We start from the raw sequence: 20,507 nt of genomic DNA, 5'->3' as shown, positions 1-20,507 counted from the left end.
GGTTTAATAAATCTGTGCAGCGTCTTTCGGCAGCTGCTGTACGTGCAACATAAACGCTGTGACGTCCCTGTCCCAGTGGTCGGGGTATTGATAACCCAGGGTTTTGGCCACCACGCCCGCCACTTCCCGGAAGAGCGTGGTGGTGGTAAACACCGCCTCCCATGCCTGTTGCATGCCGGCAGCCGGATACGTGGCCAGTAATTTTTCATAGACAGCCGGCTCCAGGTAACGTTGGTAGAACTTCCCGAATTTGCCGGGGTTGACGGTGAAGTCATAACGGCAACCAATATACCAGTTCATCATCTGCAGCAGGGCGCCACGGATCACCTGGTTGCTCAGCTCCCTGATCAGTATCTCTTCCTGCCGCCACAAGCCTTTCGCCAGACCGGCATTGGTGTACCAGAACTCGTTGCAGCAGTCGATGAAAGAACGTTCCGATGGTTTTTCCACAACATAACTGGCGTCGCTGGCCGGCGGCAGCGGACGGTCTTTGAACAGTCCTGCCTTATCCCATATCACTTTGCACAAACTGTCTTCCGTAAAGTTATCCAGTTTTCCCAGGGGCACCATCATCAGGTCTATACGGTTACCATCCTTAAACTGCAACAGGTAGGAAAAGGCGCCTTCCAGTTCCGGCGACGGCGGGTACAGCTCCATGTCCTCCGGCATCTGCAGTATCATCTGTTCTCCGAAAACATCCACCCAGTGATGGTCCTTCAGAAAAGGGACCAGTTCCTCCACCACATAGATGATGTCGAAGTCCTGGAAGATATCCGGTGTTACATTGGGATTGGACCGTGAGCCGTCCTGCAATACCGCCAGTATCCGCGGATCCTTTTCTGCCACGCGGAGAATCAAGTCCATCATTTCCGTTTCGTTTCTGCTGGTCATATGATCATCTGTTTGGTGTAATTTAAAGATATCTGCTTTAACCAAAACACCCCTCACTGAAAGTTGTCCAGCAGCTCTCTGCGATAGGTATTGCCAACCGGCAGTTCGGTACCATCATCGAGCACTACGTGGCCGCCACTGATCTTACTGATACGGTTCATGGCAACGATGTAGGATTTATGGATGCGCCGGAACCGGACTTTATCCAGCTTCTGTTCTATTTCTGTGGTTGTAACAGGACTCAGGTAAACGGTTTCTGTGGTAAAAACCTTTACATAATTGCCCCAGCTGCGGATATAAATAAGCTGGTCGTACATTACCTTTACCATTTCCCCCTCTACTTTCAACATCACAAAAGCCGGTGTTGCAGCTGCGGCACTTACCTCGGCGGTCATGGCCGCTCTTGGCCGGAGCCTGGAGTATACGGTATCGATAGCGGCCATGAACCGTTGAAAATGGAACGGTTTCACCAGGTAGTCCACTACGCGGTATTTATATCCTTCGAGCGCATACTCGCGGTAAGCAGTCGTTAGTATCACCAACGGCGGGTCCGACAGGGTTTGCAGTAACTCCAGGCCGCTTAGTCCCGGCATATTGATGTCTAAAAAAATCAGGTCTACCCGGTTGTTATAGATATACCCCATCGCTTCCACCGCCGTATAAAAAGCGCCGGTAAGCTCCAGGTGTTGCAGCTGCCCGATGTATTGTTTCAGCACGAGGTGCGCCCCCTCTTCATCATCGACTATGATGCATTTCAGTGTGTCATCCATTTTTAATTGCATTTAACCTGAGTGTTAAAGTGATCCGATATTCCTGGTCCTCTGTTGCACTGATCAAAGTATACTGATGTTGATAAAGCATTTCCAGCCGCTCCCTGATATTGATAAGTCCTATGCCGGTGGAGGTATTTTTCAATGCTTCATCCGGCAGGGAATTACGCACTTCCGCCGTCAGAACACCTTCTTCACAACGAATGCGGATGTCGACGAACCACGGCCGGGTGATGGTCACGCTGTGCTTGAAGGCATTCTCCACCAGCGTGATCAGGATCAGGGGCGCTATCCGGTAGTCTGCCGCCAGTGAGCTTTCTTCCGGAAGATCGCAGCGGATACGGCATCGCTTGCCGATACGCTCCCGCTCCATGGCGATGTAGTTATCGATAAACTTCAGTTCTTCCCTGATGGTGACAGTAGGCCGGCTTCCGTTCTCCAGCTGATAGCGCATCAGTTCAGCTAACCGGAGAATGAGGTCCGGTGTCCGGGCAGGCTCCGTAAGACTTACACCGTAGAGGTTATTGAACATGTTAAAAAAGAAATGCGGGTTCAGCTGCGCGTGCAGGTATTTCATGTTCATCTCACTGAGTTTAAGCTGTACTTCGCTCCGCTTTTGCAGTTCAATTGAATATTGCCTTACCAGGAACAGGGAAAGGATAGTGACGGTACTGATAATACAAAGCACGAAGTCGTACGCAATGGCCATCGGGAAGGATGTATCAGGCTCCTGATATAGTTCCGGCGCAATCCAGTAGTAATCCAGCGCAAGCAGCCCCAGGGCGCCGACCAGTGTTGATACTACAAAAAAGGAGAAGTAGGCGGCGTACTTTTTAGCCATCAGCAACGGGAATATCAGGTGCAGGTGCAGCTGCGCCTGCCCGTACAGCAATATGAAAAATATCAGCCCCTGAAGAAATGCCATGAAAGTGTCCAGTTTGATCCACTCATGCAACATCGTCAGGATAAACATCGCTATAAATACCACCAGCTCCTGCAGGAACCGGCTTCGCAGCCATTTTGCCTTATTCTCCATCCATCAATGTTAAGTCAAACAAATCTCAGTCATTTTAATACAAATAGCAAAACCGGATGATGAACCGTGTTGATCATCCTATCCCCCCATTTGCTCATTCATTTTTTTGTATTGATCGTACAGCTGCTTCCTTTGCAGATATTTCAACTTTAAACCATGTATTCGGTTACTGTACCCAAATTTCTATTGTTACTTTTTTTTGCGATGCTGACCACCGTCTGCTCCCAGGCACAACAACCCGTTTCAGGGACTACAGGAGGCCTTACCATCAGCGGCGCCGTACGTGATTCCGCTGACAGGTCCCCGATCAGCTTCGCCACCGTCGTGCTGCTGCGGGAAGGGAAAGTCATCAGCTCCGCCACTACCGATTCACTGGGCAGGTTTAGCATCCCGCTGCGTGAAAAAGGCGTCTTTACCATAGGTGTTTCGTTTGTCGGCTATAACAACTACCTGTCTGCTCCCACGGCGTTTCCCGGTATGCAACAGCCGTACCAGGTGCTGCTCCGCAAATCTACCGCTACCCTGCAAACCATCACTGTCAATGCTAAAAAGAGATTGATTGAAACGAAAGGCGACAAGCTGGTATACAATGCCACCGTCGACATCAGCAACAAAGCGGGCTCGGCAGCTGACGTGCTGAGGAAAGTCCCTATGCTGACCGTCAGCGCCGACGGGGAAGTAAAAATGCGGGGCGACGGAAATATAAAAGTGCTCCTGAACGGTCTGCCCTCAGGCATCCTGGCGAAAAACCTCAAGGAAGCGCTGAAGATCATCCCGGCGGGCACTATCGCCGCTGTGGAAGTCATCACCTCCCCTTCCGCCAAATACGAGGCAGAAGGCGCCGCCGGCGTTATCAACATCGTCACCAAAAAGAAAATAAAAGGCAGCAGTGCCGATATCAGCCTCAGCGCCGGTAACCTGGAGCAATCAGCCAGCGCGTCACTGAACACCATCAGGGGCAATTTCGACCTGAGCCTGAATATCAACGCCAGTAACCAGCGGGAACGAAAAACATCAACCCTCAACAGGACGTCTCTGCTCAAGGGCTTGCCGGCAGGCGAACTGCTGCAGGAGAATGACGTCACCCAGCATGAACGCGGGTTGTATGGAGACCTCGGGGTCACATACCGGATCGATTCCCTGCAAAAAATCAGTACCACCTTCACCCTCTGGAATGGCGCCTGGCCTTCGAAGAATACGCTGTACAACCTCTACCAGGACGGCAAAGGCAGCACTGCCTACAACCAGAAAAGCGATCAGACCAACCACTCCGGCTACTATGAGCTGTCCACCAGCTACCAGAAACTGTTCCGCCGCAAAAGCCAGGAGTTGCAGGTACTGGGGATGGTCAGCAACAGCGCCGACCGGTCCAGATATGTCACGCAGCAGCACACGCTGGCAGGCGTACCGGCTTTCCGGGAAACAGGGCCCAACAACAGCAAATCGTGGGATTTTAACCTGCAAACGGACTATACCCATCCACTGGACCTGTCCGGCAAAAACCTCGTTGAAACAGGCCTTAAATTTAGCAGGACCAGCGCCACCAGCGCTTACAGTGCGCGGAACAATGAACATGCGCCCGGCAGCGATGACCTCGTGGAGATCCCCTCACGTTCTGACGAGATGAAATATTTCCAGAACATCTACGCCGCTTATCTCAGCTTAAAATTTGAGACCCGTAACCAATGGATGTTCCGTGCCGGTCTTCGCTACGAAGCAACGCAGCTGGGCGCTGAGTTCCAGCGTACTTCCGCTCCGTTCCGGTCCACCTTCGGCAACCTGGTACCCAGCATACTGCTGACTAAGACACTGAATGAGCAGCATGACGTGAAACTTTCCTACACAGAACGTATCCGCCGGCCGTGGATATGGGACCTCAACCCGTTCGTCAACGCAGCCGATCCGCGTAACCTGACATCGGGCAACCCGCTGCTGCGGCCGGAGACCACCAGGACGATCGAGGCAGGCTATAACTATAACGCCGCATCTGGCTTTACGCTCAACAACAGTGTCTACTTCAGCTCCAACAGTAACGCCATCGAAATGCTGACGACCGTCGATAGTCTGGGTATCTCCAGAACATTACCGAGCAACATTGCGGCCAACAAACGGTTAGGCGCCAACATAAACGCCGCCATGGAGATTGGTAACCTCACGGTCAACGGTGGTGTGGAACTGTACCAGGTATGGTTTAAAAGCGACGCCCTGCAGGTGAAAAACGACGCCGGCTTCTATGCTTTCAATCTAAACCTTTCCTACACGCTGCCCAGGGACGTCACACTACAGGCTTCCGGGGACTACAGCAACGGCTACGTGACGCTACAGGGCAGGAACTCAGCTTCCTGGTCGTACAGCTTCACCGCCCAAAAGGAATTTCTTAACAAAAAAGCAAGTGTGCTGGTAGGCGTTTCCAACCCTTTCCAGAGAAGCATGCTGCAACGCAGTTATGCCACAGCACCCACTTTCCGCAGCACGGAAGTAAACAACTACTACAACCGTAGTTTCCATATCACGCTCAACTGGAAGTTTGGGTCTATGAAAGTACATAACAATGAAGAGGAGAAGAAGATGCCGCCGATGCGGCGACATTAAGAGAGGAAAGGTTGCCCGGCAGCGGGCAACCTTTTAATGATACGTCCGCTACTCACCTGGAAACACCCTTCAATTTTTCCAGCATACTCCTGGCCTTCGCATTATCCGGCTGCAGCGCAAGGATCTTTTCATAACACATCTTCGCTTTTGTTGTCTGTCCTTTTTTCAGATAGGCGTCCGCCAGGCTATCCCACACATTGACAGAAGCGGGATAGTTTTTGGCATTGATTTCAAATACAGTAACAGCGGTATCGGGTATGTTTCTATCATTTAGTGCTACATACCCCAGCGTGTTCACGTAGTTTTCGTCTGATTTGATGTCCAGCCCCAATCTTTTCGACATCAGGCTGTCGTGTTCATTGATCAGTGAAGGTTTTTTTAACACCTCGTTGATGTCTAATTCATAACCGTCGAAAATGTAACGAAGCCCGTAGTAAGTAGCCGGCAACGGCACTGTCAGGTGCTTTTCGTCTTCAAAATACCGTAGTTTGGCCGCTAATCCCGGCGATGCAGCGTTTTTTAACATGGTATAAAATTCCTGTCCCCATTGATAGTGCCTGCTGTCTTCCCACATATTATTAGCCAGGGCGATATACACGCGGGCATTCAGGTCTGTTTTGGTTTTTAAAACCTCCCTGGTCCTTTTCCCGATGTAATTGTGGTCCCAAAACCAGGACGGGTCTATCAGGATGTAGTAAGCAAATAACCTGGGCGCTTCCAACAAGCAGTGGATGGCAAACAAACCTCCCAAAGAATGCCCGATGATCAGATTTTTAGACAGAGTTCTGTAGGAGCTGTCGATGACAGGCATTAGCTCTTTCTCCAGGAAACGCCTGAATGCATCTGCCTTGCCACTATTGGCAAAAGCGCCAATGTTTTCCGTATCCAGGTAATTTAAGGCATGTGTGGGCGTAAAATCCCTGGTCCTGTCTGTATTTTCTATAGAGACGATGATCAGTTCAGGGATTTGCATTTTTAAATCATAGGCAGAATTCATCGACCGTGCAATACCGGTGACTTCCTGAAATTTGGCTTTCTCCCCATCCAGCACATAGGCCACAAAGTATTTTTTATGAGGGCTCCATTGGTACGAAGGTGGCAGATAGACGTTGTAAGTGCGCTTCTCCTTTAAAATATCGGAGTAGATCGTATACTTTTTACCAATAGCAATGATGCTTTCGTTCGTCTGTGCATCCACCGTCAGATGGACCAACAAAAATATAATGACAACAACTATATGCCGCATAGGCCTGCCGGGATTTTGGATGAATATATACCGCACCCAAAATAGACGTTTATTGTGAATCCAAACGCAAAAAGGTACCCTTTGGCCTTAAATGGTACCTTTTTGTCCTTATAAGCGAAGGCACTTACTTCCTATTCCCCATGCCCGAGATACTCAAAAATGCCTGTTTGTATAATTCCAGTTTATCCGTTGTTCGTGAAATATCGGGGGTAGTATGTGGTTCGTCTACAAGGCCCATCACAAAGGAACAGTCGCTTCCCCGCAGCTGGGTAACGCCATGACAGCCCTGGCAGCCGCCCATCGTGTAAAACTTCCCTTTGTACAGTGAATTAACGCCGCTGTCATACGGGTTGTTGATGCTGCTACCTCTGAAGTTGGCCAGTGGCGGATCAGATTCAATAACATAATTGGCCAGGTAATAATTGAATGATTTGGTATCATTGGTGGGATTGCCCTGTACGCCTACCAGACGATAGTATTTCCAGATGGAGTTGGGATTAATTTTCTTCAGTTCTCTGTGTACATAGGCAGTGGAAGAATCCGCCACGGCTGTGATAGGATGGGCGCGTTTATATCGCTGCGGCAGCTGGTCCGGTGTGGGCAGGGTGTCCAGTCTGACAAACCCCATGTTACTTTTTTCTACATCTACATGTTCAAAGGTAGCGAACACGAAAGATGGAAAGTGGAGCATTTTACGGATGATATGAATACCGATAAGTCCATAGTATTTGTTGCGGGCGACAGCGTTATTACCGGATTTCTCGTAAGTAATCACTTTTCTGACAAAATACCGGGCGGCTTCTTCGGGGAATATTTCCCTCCATGCTGTCTTTACTTCCAGGGCCCCGACGTAGGTGGCACGCATGGTACCGGGGATCTTGGCGCCTCCACACGGCAGGCAGACAACGTTCGCCTGCGGCGGGCAATTACAGGTAGTCCCATTATAGGAAGGATAAAGAACAGGGGAATAATAAGCCGAAAACTGATTGATATTAGCCGCCGTTATGCCGACCGCTTTCTTTAATTTATTGGAGTCCGGATAATGGTTATACAGGTACATATATTCGTCCCTGTTGACCTTCGCCTGATAAAGCACCTGTAACTGTTTGCCGTATTGAGTGATCTTCGCATAGAGGTTGCAGGAACCGATTTCATTGTTTTCATCAAGGTTATTGAACAAGGTAACATCTACCCCTGCGCCTACAACCGGCGGGGTCAGGTACACATATTTGGGAATTTTGTCAAAGGCCAGCATGGTATCATTGCTGGGCCTCAATTCTACGCGATGCGCATAGGTTTCCCATACCACAGGCTCCTGCGGATAAGGAACATTCTCACTCAAACTCCATTTTTTATCGGGATATCCCCGCTCTTTTGTCACCGTGTTATAAGTCGATTTCCAGTTTAGGGCAAAGAACTCATTCCAGGCAAACGAGACCAGGGCCACGGAATCGGCGTCTTCCGCCAGGTTCTTGGGAACATCCGGATTAAATGTTATCTGGAACGGATACTGTGCTTTTTTTTCAGGCACAGGAGCAGCTCCGGAGGGTGCGTTCCTAAACGAAACAATAAGGACAGCGACTGCCGCTATGGCTGCAAAAACAATAACGAGTGCTTTTTTCATAAGATGTTCTGTTTGGTAAGATGATATGGGTACAATAAAAGGCCGGTCTTCATGGAGACATGAAAATACAGGCCACGCTGTATCCGGCGATATGAGGCATACCGGTACAGTAAGCGCTACAGGCTTCCATTCAGAAGGATGTTGACTAAACTTTGTCTTTGAAAACTTTGAGCAGTAATGGTTATTGAGGTCTGAAATAAAACGAATGCTGCAGAACAAACGATCTGTTGAATCTTACGAGTAGGGCGGATAGCCAATTAACAATCTGTACCTAAGCTATTAAAAAAATAGCAGATGGCAAATATTTTTTCATGGCAGCCTATAAGGAGTGTACTTCCTTTATAGCCGGCATAGACCTGGCATAGATCACAACAGCCAATAGAACAACCATGGTAGCGGTAGCGTATAGCCAACCTGCGCTGTAAAAATAAATGACGCCGCCACCGACTGGCACCAGGATATTGGTGAGAGACTGCAGGCTTTGGTTCACACCCTGCAATGTCCCCTGTTGCGTCTCGTCGACAGATTCCGAAAGCCTCCCGGTGTATGTCGGTTCAAACAAACCTTCGCCGGAAATGATACAGACAACCGCAAGAGAAATCAACAGGCTGGCATGCACATAAACACCGGAGAGTATCAACACCAGTCCCGTCGCCATCAGCAAGAGTCCCCATATGCCAATCTGCCGCGCGGTAAAACGCCCCAGCAAACGAGGCAACAATGCTGCACGTACCAGGATTTCGCAAATACCCACCAGGGTAAGTAAACTACCGATCAATGCAGGAGACCACTCGTATACGTCCTTGAGGAAAAGTGTAAAGTTGAACTGGAAAACACCTATTCCGATATAAAACAATACGCCTACGCCTAACAGCAGGGCAACACCCGGGAGGCGAAAAACACTGCTGAAATGGGAAAATACATTGAAACTATTCAGCGCTATACGTTTCGTTCTTTTATGAGACGCAAGGGATTCCGGTAACAGGAAATACACCAACACTGCAGAAAAGAATATCAGAAAGGCAGTCACATAAAAAGGCAACGCCACCGAGATACTGCCCAGCAGGCCGCCTAACGCCGGCCCGCCGATTTTACCAATACCCATCACAGACCCTACGTAGCCAAACCATTTGGTGCGTTCTTTTGCTTCCGTAGTATCTGAAATGTAAGAGAAGATAGCACTGATGCTTCCGGCGGTAAGCCCGTCAATAAGCCGGCCCAGGACAAGGACCCATAAAGCCCCGCCAATGCCGAACAATACAAATCCTACGGCAGAACCGAGCAGACTAACCATCAAAATGATTTTCCGGCCGAAACGGTCACTCAGTGCTCCGAGGACCGGTGCGGCGAAAAAGGTGCAGGCGGCATAGATAGACAGTAAAGCACTCATGCCTGCCACTACCTGTTGCTGCGGCAAATATTTACCGACCAAAAACGGCAGCAGCGGCAGCACAATGGAGAAGCCAATGGAATTTAACAGCACAATGGCCAACAAAATAAATAGAGGAATTTTCTTCGGTTTCATCATCACATTATTTAGTTAACAACAATCACCAGTTTTCCTCTCACCTGTTTCTGCGAGCTGATCGTCAGTGCGCGGACAGTCTCTTCCAGCGGGAAAACGGCTTGTATATACAGCTGGTACAAACCTTTCTCATACAGACCTGCCACTTCGGAAAGCACCTGATGGACATTTCTCGGCGGACCGGCTGAAAAGCGCGCGCCATAGTCCAGGGCGGAAAAATCCGTCACGGATACCACCATGGAAGGAGATCCCACGATGTCGATCAACTCAGGGATAATGCCCGAACCGGCAATATCCAGCGCACCGGCAATAGCATCCGGGGCGAGCGCTGTTACCCTGTCTTTCAGCCCGTCGCCGTAAGTGGTGGGGATGGCTCCCAATTCACGTAAATAATCGTGATTGCGCACGCTGGCAGTACCAATCACCTGTAGACCCCGTCTGCGTGCCAGCTGCACCACAGCAGACCCGATCCCGCCTGCGGCGCCACTCACCAGAATGGTACTACCGGGAGCCGCATCCAGGTCGTCCAGGCAGCGCCAGGCTGTTTCTGACACTACCGGGATGGCCGCCGCCACTTCGAAAGGCACCCCCTCCGGTTTCTTCACCCAATTGGATAAAACAGCATATTCGGCCATCGTGCTGTTCCCATAACCAAAAACGGCATCACCTATACGCACGCCCGTTACGCCTTCGCCAATCGCATCCACGGTCCCGGACGCTTCCACACCAACGCCGGAAGGGAAAACCACCTCGTCAAAAGCCTGGTATTGTCCTTCCATTCGTTTCCAATCCGAAGGGTTCACCCCTGCTGCACGGACTTTTATCCGTATCTGTCCGGGCGAAGGCGCAGGTTTTAAAATACGGGCTACTTCAAGAACAGCCTCTGGGGCGCCATACACCTTATATTGCATTGCCTTTATAGTCATATTCGCTACGTTTAACAATGCAAAGTTGACATATCCATCAGGAATAAAATAGTTACTTTTAACTATAAAATAGTCGTAAATGACAAAATCAAAATCACCCCGTTACGTTACACCGCCTGTTTTCGCCCAACTGGCGAAGCTATGGGGCGTAAAAGTGAAGAAAGGCAGGATCGATGTTCCGGCAGCCTACGGCACCGGGTACTGTGCGGGCTGTGTGTTCAATGAAAACATCCGGATGCTGATCCTCCACTACCGGTTGAACGAAGAAACAGTCATCGGGAACCCGGAGATCAACACCCCGGGGAAAACGATCCTTTTTAAATTCCAGCATATCGATGCCGGTCCGCGTTCAAAACAAAGTCCCTCGGTGCTGATAGCCACCAGCCGGTTTAACACCGATGCGGTCATCTCCATCCAGGAGAATACGTCTTCCGTGAATATTGAAATCGCCCCGCAATACCTGGAGGAGCTGTTTACGCTTTCCCAAAAATCGCCTGTCTTACAAAGCTTAGCTGAAAATGCGCAACCACTGCTGTTTGAGCAGATGATATCACCCGCTATCCAAAAAATCCTGCATGACATCATCTCCGAAAGTGTGGAAGACAGCTTCAAATGGGTCTTTAGAAAAATTAAAGCAGAAGAACTGATCTGCATGCTGCTGATGAAGCTGGAAGAAAGGCAGGAAAAACAGCTGTACCCGCTGAAAGGGAACGATGTACAAACCATTTACGATATCAAAGCACGCATCCTCTCCCAACTCGATGAACCGCCGGTGATAAATGATTTGGCGATAGCCGCCAATATGAGCCCAACTAAATTAAGAACATTGTTCCGCCAGATTTTCGGCGACAGTATTTTCGAACATTATCAAAAATACAGGATGCAGGAAGCGGCACGGCTGTTAAAAGAAGGAACACTTTCCGTTTCTGAGGTGGGATATCAATTAGGGTTTTCTAATCTCAGTCATTTTTCAAGGGTATTTGAAGCACATATCGGGATGAAACCGAAAAAATTCTCCATCAGCCACTAACAAAAATCCGTTCTTTATGAACATAACACCTGAAAAGCAACAAGTTTTCGACGCTGTCAACGCGGTACATCCGGTTTCCCCGGGGGATTGGTCCGCCTTTGAGGAGAAACTACGCCCGGCTTTCTTTAAAAGAGGAACCTGTTTTATTGAAGCAGGTAAAGTCAGTCAAGAGATAGCCTTTGTACTAAAAGGGGCTTTTCGGGCTTACTATATCATCGACGGTGAAGAAAAATGCGTCGATTTTTTTCTCGAAGGACAATGGGCGAAAGCCTATCATAATTTTCTCTCGCAATCAAAAAGCAAAATATGGGTGGAAGCGCTGGAAGATACCGAAGTGTTTTTAGTATCTTATGATACGTTACAGTACCTGTTTAGCCACTCCACCTATTGGGAAAGGTTCGGCCGCCTGGTAACAGAAAGGCTGTACATTTCCTCACAGCAGCGGGCGGAAGCCCTGTTACTGGAAACAGCAGAACAGCGGTATATCAGTCTTGTCATGAACCGCTCTCAGCTTATTGAACGCATTCCCTTATACCACCTGGCGTCGTACATAGGCGTCAGACAGCCCTCTTTGAGCCGGATAAGAAAAAGATTGATGTCGAAAAGCGGATTATAACCCGGGTTATACAATGGATACCCGCCCGCCTTTTAATTTTGAAAGAAAATAATGTATGAAACAGATCGCCATCACATTGTTTATTCTCTCATTATGTTTCACAAACCAAGGGCAAACCATCATGACAACCTCCAACACTTCCAGCCAGGAAATCATCCGCATCCATAACGATGTTTACAAAGCGCTGTTAGAGAAAAACCGCGACGGCCTGACTACACAACTGTACGGGCAGTTCTCCTTCACCAGCGCAGACGCCGTACTCATGGACAAACAACTATTTGTGGAGGGCTTTGCCATGAATCCCGGCATCAGGTTTACTGAATTAACCTCCACTGACAAAAAAGTAGTGATCGCAGGAAGCACCGCAGTACTCACCGCCATTGTCCACATTACCATCACTAAAGGCGATAAAACGCAAAGTATGGATGAGCGGGTAACGGAAACGTATATATTCGCGGAAAAGGGATGGGTGCTCCTGGGGATGCAGGCGACGTATGTGGTGAGATGACAGCAGATAACATCAACACCAAACTATAATCATTGATGGCAATAAAAAAAGAGCGCCATTTAAAGGCGCTCTTTTTTAAGATGTTAAACGATTGCTCGTCTTCTCAGCGGAGAGTCAGGGATTCGAACCCCGGGACCTGTTACAGTCAACAGTTTTCAAGACTGCCGCAATCGACCGCTCTGCCAACTCTCCAGTGGAGCGCAAAGGTATATAACTCCGTTTAAATAAACAAAAAAAAATGCAAACCAGCCGGAAAGCAGCATGTGGGCCTGCTGCCGCCGGCTGGCGCTGGTATTAATCCGCTTTCCGGGCCAGCCGCGCCACCGTCTCCTGCACGGCTTGTGCATGGGTGATGGGCGTATACTGAAAGCGCTGATTAAACTTCGTACTGTCAAAATAGTAATCACGGTCGTATTGGTACAACATTTCGAAGAGCTCGTGCATGATTTGGTTATCTGTGCCCAGCTCTTTCACCAGCGCTGCGGGCAGCACTTCCAGGGCGTTATTCTTCCCCAGCGCCTTTGCAAACAGCTGTATCCATTCTCTGCCCGTGATAGGCCGCGTATCTACCGGCAGGTTCCACAGTTGGCCATAGGCGTCAGGTGTGTTGCCGAGCATCACGGTGCCTTTAGCCAGTTCCGGCGTATAGCCGATACTGTGAACCGCATCGGCGTTGCAGAGCCAGACGGCCTTCTCCCCTCTTACCAGGTTATCGTACACCAGGTGCATCAATACGCTGTTCACCTTGATGTCCCCAAAGATGTCCGGTGAGCGGGCGATGAGCGCCTGCAGTCCCTGCTGTTCGATACTTTGCAGAAGGATATCGTCCACTTCTGTCCTGATAACGCCTTTCTGGCTGGACGGGCGGAAAGGCGTTGTTTCGGTAATATGGTTTACGCCGTTCCCGCCGATGGCATAGGCATTGTCGAAAAACACCAGCCTGGCGTTATGCGTGAGGCAGGCGTCTATGACATTGCGGATGAGTGCGGGCCATGACCGCCTCCATATCCGCGTGCTGTATTCAAAGCCGATGGTCAGATATACGATACTGCTGCCGGCCACTGCGCGGAATACTTCTTCTCTGTTCGTAAGATCTGCTTTAAATAGTTCGTCGGCAGTATTCACCTTTTGGGGGTTACGGCCTACCAGCCGGATATCGTGGGTGCAGGCGGTGAGCGCTCTGGCTACTTCCACGCCTACGGCGCCGCCGGCGCCTAAAATCGTCTGTTTCATCTTTCCTGTTTTGGGGCTCCGCAAAACAGCCTGAAAGAAAAAACCCCGCTCAGTTGACAACTGAACGGGGCCCCTCTTTCTATCTGGCTTACTGTTTTTGCTGTTGAGCTTTTGTTCTGCTGTTATTCTTAAATTCTGTCTGTTGTGTCTTTATCTGCTATGGCCATGCTATCGTCTCTGATATCCTGTCTGCGGATGATAGCCTGTCTGTTATTTTTTTTAGGTCGATGTTATTTCCAGCCGCCACCGAGTGAGCGGTACAGGTCCACCATCGCGCTCAGGCGCTGACGGTCGACATCAGCCTGCCCCAGTTCAGCCTGTAAGGCGCGTGACTGGGCGGTGATCACTTCAAGATAAGTGGCCATACCGCTGCGGAACAGCATCTGTGCCTGTTGTACGGCCAGCTGGGTGGTGCTCACCTGCTCCCCTGCTATCTGCTGCTGTGTCTTCAGCTTGTCCAGTTTGATCAGTGCGTCGCTCACTTCGCCTACGGCGTTGAGTGTAGCCTGACGGAAGGAGATCACGGACTGCTCGCGTTCTATTTTGGCTACTTCCAGCTGTGTTTTCAGGGCACGGCGCTGGAAGATGGGTTGGGTAATGCTACCCGCCACGGTACCAAACAAAGAAGCAGGGAGGGTGAACCAGTTGCTGGCTTTGAAGGCGTTCACGCCGCCGTTGGCGGTGATGCTCAGCGAAGGGTACATATTGCCCTGCGCTGCACCTACGCGGGCGTTGGCGGCCACCAGCCCCATTTCAGCGGACCTTACGTCCGGACGGCGGCTGACCATGGCAGCAGGAATGCCGGTAGGCAGGGAGTCTGCTACTTTGAAATCATGCAGCTGGCTGGTCCGGCTGATAGGTGCAGGCAGTTCACCGGTCAGGATGCGGATAGCGTTCTCCTGGATGGCGATGCCCTGCTCCAGCTGGGGCACCAGCAAAGCGGCGGTCTGTTTCTGGGAGATAGCCTGCTGTACGGCCAGCTCGGTCACTTCACCGGCGGTCTTCTGCAGGCGGATCATCTGCACGATGGTGTCGCTCAGCTCCACGTTGCGTTTGGCGATGGCCAGCTGGTTGTCCAGCATCAGCAGGTTGAAATAACTGCTGGCGATGGCGGCTACCAGGCCGGTCTGAACGGCACGCTGTCCTTCGTAGGACTGTAACAGCGTGGCCTGTGCGGCTTCGCGCTGACGGCGGATTTTACCCCATACGTCAATCTCCCAGGACATGCCCACGCCAAGGTTATAGTCTTCGATATGGTCCCCGAAGTTGAAATTACTCAGGTTCATACCGGTGAAACTGTTCTTGGACGGGAAATTGGTATTGGCGGTGGCGGTGGCGTTGAACGCCGGCAGCCATGCGGCTTTAGCCTGCTTCAGGTAAGCCTGCGACGCTTCTACCCTTTTTACGGCCAGCTGTAAATCGTAGTTGCCGGTAAGGGCTTTGTCGATCAGCTGCTGCAGGGTGGCGTCAGAAAAGAATCGTTTCCATTCCATTTCAGCAATACTGCTGTCGGAAGGCGCTACGTTGCCGAACTGGTTGGGCAGCGCCACCGGGGGCCGCTCGTAATTGCGGCCTACCCGGCAAGCTGCTAACCCTACAACTAAGGACAACAACAAAATTATAAAGGTGCTATATCTGGTATTCATCTGTCTTTTTTCTGTTTCTGGTAATAGATCTGTTGAGGATTAGTGCACCAGTTCGGCAATCTCCGCTTTCTTCTCTTCCGCTGTCACAATAGGCTTGCGGCTGATTTTTTCCTGCAGGAACTGGAATATCACGTACAATACCGGGATGGCAAATACGCCCAACACTACACCGGTAAGCATACCGCCGGCTGCACCGGTACTGATGGAACGGTTACCCAACGCGGACGAACCGGTGGCGCGCATCAGTGGCAACAGACCTGCGATAAAGGCGAAGGACGTCATCAGAATAGGGCGCAGACGCAGGCGGGCCGCACGGATACCGGATGCTACCAGTCCCATGCCACTGCGTCTTCGCTGTACCGCGTATTCCACGATCAGGATGGCGTTTTTCGCCAGCAGCCCTATCAGCATGATTAAGCCTACCTGTACATATATATTGTTATCGATACCAAACATGTTGATGAACGCAAACACACCGAAGATACCCAACGGTATAGAGAGGATCACCGCCAGCGGCAGGATATAACTTTCGTATTGCGCAGCCAGCAGGAAGTACACGAATATCAGACACAGGGTGAAGATAATGGTGGACTGGTTACCGGCGCTGATCTCTTCCTTGGTCATACCCACCCATTCGTAGGTGTAACCTCTGGGCAGATACTGCGCTGCCACTTCTTCCACTGCCTTGATAGCGTCACCGCTACTGAAGCCCGGCTTCGCCTGACCGTTGATGGTAACAGCATTGAACAGGTTATTACGGGTCACGGTCTCTGGTCCGTATACACGTTTCAGCGTCACTACGGTGTTGATAGGCACCATCTCGCCAAACTGATTTTTTACGTATACCCCATCCAGTGAGCCCGGGTCTTTACGCTGCTCTGCATCAGCCTGTACAATCACACGGTAGTATTTACCAAAGCGGTTGAAGTCGGACGCAAACATACTACCATAATACACCTGCATGGTCTGTAGGATCTCGCTCACGGCGATCCCCAGCTGCTTGGCTTTACGATCGTCAATCTCAATCTCATACTGCGGATGGCTATTGTTGAAAGTGGTGAAGGCGAAAGCAATCTCTTTACGCTTCATCAGCTCACCAATAAATCCGTAAGCGGTACCGCCCAGTTTATCCAGCGATCCGCCGGTACGGTCCTGTAATACCACCTCAAAACCGGCCACGTTACTAAAGCCCGGTACGGTAGGCATGTTGAACACAAAAATGCTGGCTTCCGGGATGGCGGCAAACTTAGCCTGCAACATACCCATCAGGGCCTCCATGTCTTTGATCTTACCACGATCGGCGTGCGGCTTCAGCTTGATAAACCCTACACCGGAAGTGGCGCTGCTGGAGTTGCTGAGGAAGTTAAAACCGGACACGCTCAGGTAAGAGCTGGTAGATTCCAGGTCTTTCACAATATGCTCCACTTTATCCACCACCTGCCTTGTACGCTCCAGGGAAGAACCGGGAGGCATGGTCACGGCATATACCGCAAAGCCCTGGTCTTCTGTAGGAATAAAGCCGGAAGGGGTGGTACGCATCATCCAGAAAGTAACGCCTCCAATGATCACCAGTCCACCGATCGTCAACCATTTACGTTTGATGAGGAACTGCAGGCTGCGCGCATACTTTTCTGTCATAGCGTTAAAACCGGTATTGAAAGCGGCAAAGAAACGTTTACCAAAGCTTTTCGGCTGCGGCGCATGACCATTCAGTTTACCATGCTCCTCTCCATGATCGGCATGGTTGTTTTTCAGGATCAGGGCGCAAAGCGCAGGACTGAGCGTCAACGCGTTCAATGCCGAGATCAGGATCGCAATGGCCAGCGTAAAGGCAAACTGCCGGTAGAACACGCCCGCGGGGCCTTCCATGAAACCTACCGGGATAAACACGGCAGACATCACCAGCGTAATGGAAATGATGGCACCGGAGATCTCCTGCATGGACGACAACGTGGCTATACGCGGGTTGGCCCCTTTCTCCATCTTGGCATGGACCGCCTCCACCACCACAATGGCGTCATCCACCACGATACCGATCGCCAGGATCAGCGCGAACAACGTCAGCAGATTGATAGAGAAGCCAAACAACTTCATGAAGAAGAAGGTACCGATAATGGCCACCGGTACGGCTATCGCAGGAATCAGCGTAGAACGGAAATCCTGCAGGAAGATGAACACCACGATAAACACGAGAATGAAAGCCTCTACCAGTGTATGTTTTACCTGGTCTATCGACTCGTCCAGGTATTCTTTGGTGCTATAGATATTAAAATACTCGATGCCGGTAGGGAAACTCTTCGCAGATTTTTCCATCAGCTGGTTGATCGTCTCCTGGATCTCGTTCGCGTTGGAACCAGCGGTCTGGTTGATCGCGATACCGATACCGTACTTGCTGTTCACTTTGGTATCGCTACCGTAAGTGAAGGAACCAAATTCCACGCGGGCCACGTCTTTCAGGCGCAGCACAGAACCGTCCGGGTTAGCGCGCAGGATGATATCTTCATACTGCTGGTCTTTGTTGAGCTTACCCTTGTATTTGATCACATATTCGAAAGACTCCACGCTCCCTTCACCGAAACGGCCGGGGGCTGCTTCCAGGTTCTGGTCGCGGATAGCGCCCAGCACTTCCTGCGGAGACATATTATAGGCTGTCAGCCGGTCAGGACGCAACCAGATACGCATGGAATAGTCTTTTGCGCCAAACACCATGGCCTGGCCTACCCCTTTCACACGCTGTATCTCCGGGATGATGTTGATCTTCGCGTAGTTCTGCAGGAAGGTCTCATTGTACTCAGGCTTGTCACTCTGCAGGTTCACCACCATGATCATACTGTTCTGTACTTTCTGTGTGCTGATACCTGCCTGTATCACCTCTGCGGGCAGCTGGCTGGTGGCTTTGGCCACGCGGTTCTGCACGTTCACCGCAGCGAGGTCCGGATCGGTACCCAGACGGAAATACACGTTGAGCGTCATGGAACCATCGTTGTTGGAAGTGGAGGTCATGTAAGTCATGTTCTCCACACCGTTCACCGCCTCTTCAATAGGCGTGGCCACGGAACGGGCCACCACTTCGGAGTTGGCGCCCGGATAAGAGGCCGTTACTGCCACGCTGGGCGGTGCAATGTCCGGGAACTGGCTCATGGGGAGGGTCAGCAGCCCCAGTATGCCCAGTAAGACCAGGAGGATCGATATAACGGTAGCCAATACTGGCCGTTCTATGAATTTTCTAAACATAAAGTCAATAGCATTTAAGCATCATCGGAAAAGATGATGAAGAATGAGGGTTATCCGCAAAGCGCAACACCATTCAATGGCTGGCGCCCCGCTTTGCGGACGCATCACGAAACATTAGAGCGGTTTTACTTTCAGCAGGCTGTCGAGTGACATCTGTTGCGGAGCGATCACCGTACCGTCATGCAGACGGTCCAGGCCGGAGTAAACGATCTGTTGACCAGACTTCACTCCTTTCTCCACAAAATAGTAGTTACCGCTTTTACCGGATATAGTAATGGGAACACCTGTCACTTTGTTGCTGTCGGCTACGATAAACACCATCACTTTGTCCTGCAGCTCATAAGTAGCTTCTGTCGGGATCACCACCGCATCGGTGAATTGCTCAGGGATGCGGATCTTACCGGTGTTGCCGGTACGCAGCAGTCCTGCACCGTTCGGGAAAGTAGCCCGGAAGCTGATAGCGCCCATGGTCTTGTCAAACTGACCTTCCATTGTCTCTATCTTTCCTTTTTCACTGTAGATGGTATTGTCTGCCAGTTTCAGTTCTACCTGCGGTAGCTGTTTTACTTTGTCAGCAATGCTGCTGCCGGCTGTTTCGTTTTTAAATTTCAGGAAGTCGGCTTCGCTCATGGAAAAGTAAGCGTACATCTGGTTTACGTCAGACAGCACTGTCAATGGCTGCGGCTCTGCACGGCCTACCAGCGCTCCCACTTTATAAGGGATTCTGCCGATATAACCGCTCACCGGTGCGGTGATCAGCGTATAGCCTACATTGATGCCTGCGCTGCCCAGCTGGGCCTGTGCCTGCCCTACCGCCGCTTTAGCAGCCTGATAGTTGGCCTGTGCAGTTTTCAGCTGTACTTCGCCTACCACATTGTTATTGACCAGCGGGGTAAGCCGGTCTACTTCCAGCTGCGCTTTTTCCAGGTTCGCCTTAGCAGCCAGCAATGTGGCACTCGCGTTGCTCTGTGCTTCCGTGTACACACGGTCGTTGATTTTAAACAACGGCTGACCGGCTTTCACATAAGCGCCTTCATCTACATAAATCTTATCAAGTATACCTTCCACCTGCGGGCGGATGTCCACATTAACGCGGCCTTCCAGCGTTGCGCTGTATTCGCGGTAGGTAGTGGCAGGTACTGCATTCAGTTTCAATACCGGTAAAGCTGCCGCCTGCTGTTCTCCCTGGTGCGCCTCAGAAGCGCCGCAGCCAGACAACAAGGAAAGAATCACGACACTATAGAGTAAGCCTGCCGGCAAGTTTGCAAAAACGGATCTTTTTGGTTTCATACTTGTTTTTTTAATCATACGACAATTTGTTCCCTCTCCGGTGCGAAGACAATACAACTCACATTGCTTCACAGCAGCAGTTTTAGTAAACAGCGTTCGGGAGGAAATACAGGCAGTCAACGTTGCGGCTTCGGGCCACGCATAACTTCACAGCTGGTTATACGTAAGCACGCAACAAAATGTTACTTCTGTAAATAAAATAAAAAAGAAAGGGCATTGCAGTTGAACTGCTAATGAATCTCCATGGTTTTCAAATTTTTGAAATGATGTACGGGCAACATCATTTTTCTTATTGACAACGATGCAAAATTAATACAATAATGTTAACGGACGTTTAAAT

Annotated in this window: 15 protein-coding genes and 1 tRNA gene; 4 read left to right on the top strand and 12 right to left on the bottom strand. The window is 50.5% G+C overall.

Features of this window, described 5'->3' with window-relative positions:
• Positions 1-3: 3 nt before the first annotated feature.
• The 3 genes from B5D63_RS06825 to B5D63_RS06815 are packed head-to-tail and all read right to left on the bottom strand — an operon-like array spanning position 4 to position 2,697.
• Positions 4-891 carry an aminoglycoside 6-adenylyltransferase gene (locus B5D63_RS06825; protein WP_078667969.1) on the bottom strand — a complete coding sequence of 296 codons (888 nt, stop codon included), beginning with the start codon at positions 889-891 and terminating at the stop codon, positions 4-6.
• Between the two features lie 53 nt (positions 892-944).
• Positions 945-1,661: a LytR/AlgR family response regulator transcription factor gene (locus B5D63_RS06820; protein ID WP_078667968.1), complete on the bottom strand. Its 717-nt coding sequence runs from the start codon at positions 1,659-1,661 to the stop codon at positions 945-947.
• Complete coding sequence (locus B5D63_RS06815; RefSeq protein WP_078667967.1) at positions 1,654-2,697, bottom strand: sensor histidine kinase; 1,044 nt, start codon at positions 2,695-2,697, stop codon at positions 1,654-1,656. The genes B5D63_RS06820 and B5D63_RS06815 overlap by 8 nt, the downstream gene beginning before the upstream one ends.
• A 204-nt stretch (positions 2,698-2,901) precedes the next feature.
• On the opposite strand from B5D63_RS06815, the gene B5D63_RS06810 reads away from it, so the two are divergent.
• Entirely contained in the window at positions 2,902-5,289 is a 2,388-nt protein-coding gene (locus B5D63_RS06810; RefSeq protein WP_159455916.1) for a TonB-dependent receptor, read from the top strand.
• Between the two features lie 52 nt (positions 5,290-5,341).
• On the opposite strand, the gene B5D63_RS06805 is transcribed toward B5D63_RS06810, so the two are convergent.
• From B5D63_RS06805 to B5D63_RS06790, 4 genes are all read right to left on the bottom strand, one after another.
• A complete protein-coding gene (locus B5D63_RS06805) occupies positions 5,342-6,535 on the bottom strand; it encodes an alpha/beta hydrolase-fold protein (protein WP_078667965.1) in 1,194 nt (397 codons plus the stop codon).
• Between the two features lie 124 nt (positions 6,536-6,659).
• Entirely contained in the window at positions 6,660-8,159 is a 1,500-nt protein-coding gene (locus tag B5D63_RS06800) for a hypothetical protein (RefSeq protein ID WP_078667964.1), read from the bottom strand.
• Between the two features lie 319 nt (positions 8,160-8,478).
• Positions 8,479-9,684, bottom strand: a complete 1,206-nt coding sequence (locus tag B5D63_RS06795) for an MFS transporter (protein ID WP_078668566.1) — start codon at positions 9,682-9,684, stop codon at positions 8,479-8,481.
• A gap of 11 nt (positions 9,685-9,695) precedes the next feature.
• Positions 9,696-10,610, bottom strand: a complete 915-nt coding sequence (locus B5D63_RS06790; protein ID WP_200816924.1) for an NADP-dependent oxidoreductase — start codon at positions 10,608-10,610, stop codon at positions 9,696-9,698.
• 79 nt (positions 10,611-10,689) lie between these two features.
• On the opposite strand from B5D63_RS06790, the gene B5D63_RS06785 reads away from it, so the two are divergent.
• From B5D63_RS06785 to B5D63_RS06775, 3 genes are all read left to right on the top strand, one after another.
• The gene (locus B5D63_RS06785; protein WP_078667963.1) at positions 10,690-11,640 is read left to right on the top strand and encodes a helix-turn-helix domain-containing protein; all 951 of its coding nucleotides are present in this window, start codon (positions 10,690-10,692) and stop codon (positions 11,638-11,640) included.
• Positions 11,641-11,656: 16 nt separating this feature from the next.
• Positions 11,657-12,256 carry a Crp/Fnr family transcriptional regulator gene (locus tag B5D63_RS06780; protein ID WP_078667962.1) on the top strand — a complete coding sequence of 200 codons (600 nt, stop codon included), beginning with the start codon at positions 11,657-11,659 and terminating at the stop codon, positions 12,254-12,256.
• Between the two features lie 121 nt (positions 12,257-12,377).
• Positions 12,378-12,764 (top strand): nuclear transport factor 2 family protein, encoded by a 387-nt coding sequence (locus B5D63_RS06775; RefSeq protein WP_159455915.1) that lies wholly within the window; start codon positions 12,378-12,380, stop codon positions 12,762-12,764.
• Between the two features lie 107 nt (positions 12,765-12,871).
• Here B5D63_RS06775 and B5D63_RS06770 read toward each other — a convergent pair.
• The 5 genes from B5D63_RS06770 to B5D63_RS06750 all read right to left on the bottom strand — a co-directional run bounded on the left by B5D63_RS06770 (position 12,872) and on the right by B5D63_RS06750 (position 20,167).
• A tRNA-Ser gene (locus tag B5D63_RS06770) sits at positions 12,872-12,956 on the bottom strand.
• 102 nt (positions 12,957-13,058) lie between these two features.
• Positions 13,059-13,997, bottom strand: coding sequence for an NAD-dependent epimerase/dehydratase family protein (locus tag B5D63_RS06765; protein WP_078667960.1), 939 nt, complete (start codon positions 13,995-13,997; stop codon positions 13,059-13,061).
• A gap of 230 nt (positions 13,998-14,227) precedes the next feature.
• Positions 14,228-15,607: an efflux transporter outer membrane subunit gene (locus B5D63_RS06760; RefSeq protein ID WP_235021472.1), complete on the bottom strand. Its 1,380-nt coding sequence runs from the start codon at positions 15,605-15,607 to the stop codon at positions 14,228-14,230.
• A gap of 75 nt (positions 15,608-15,682) precedes the next feature.
• Entirely contained in the window at positions 15,683-18,877 is a 3,195-nt protein-coding gene (locus B5D63_RS06755) for an efflux RND transporter permease subunit (RefSeq protein WP_078667958.1), read from the bottom strand.
• Between the two features lie 114 nt (positions 18,878-18,991).
• On the bottom strand, positions 18,992-20,167 hold the full coding sequence (locus B5D63_RS06750) for an efflux RND transporter periplasmic adaptor subunit (RefSeq protein ID WP_078667957.1): 1,176 nt from the start codon (positions 20,165-20,167) through the stop codon (positions 18,992-18,994).
• Between the last annotated feature and the right edge of the window lie 340 nt (positions 20,168-20,507).

This window comes from Chitinophaga eiseniae, assembly GCF_900167135.1.
Classification (GTDB): Bacteria; Bacteroidota; Bacteroidia; order Chitinophagales; family Chitinophagaceae; genus Chitinophaga; species Chitinophaga eiseniae.
Note: the sequence above shows the minus strand (reverse complement) of the source record. Positions and strands in the feature narration are given on the sequence as shown.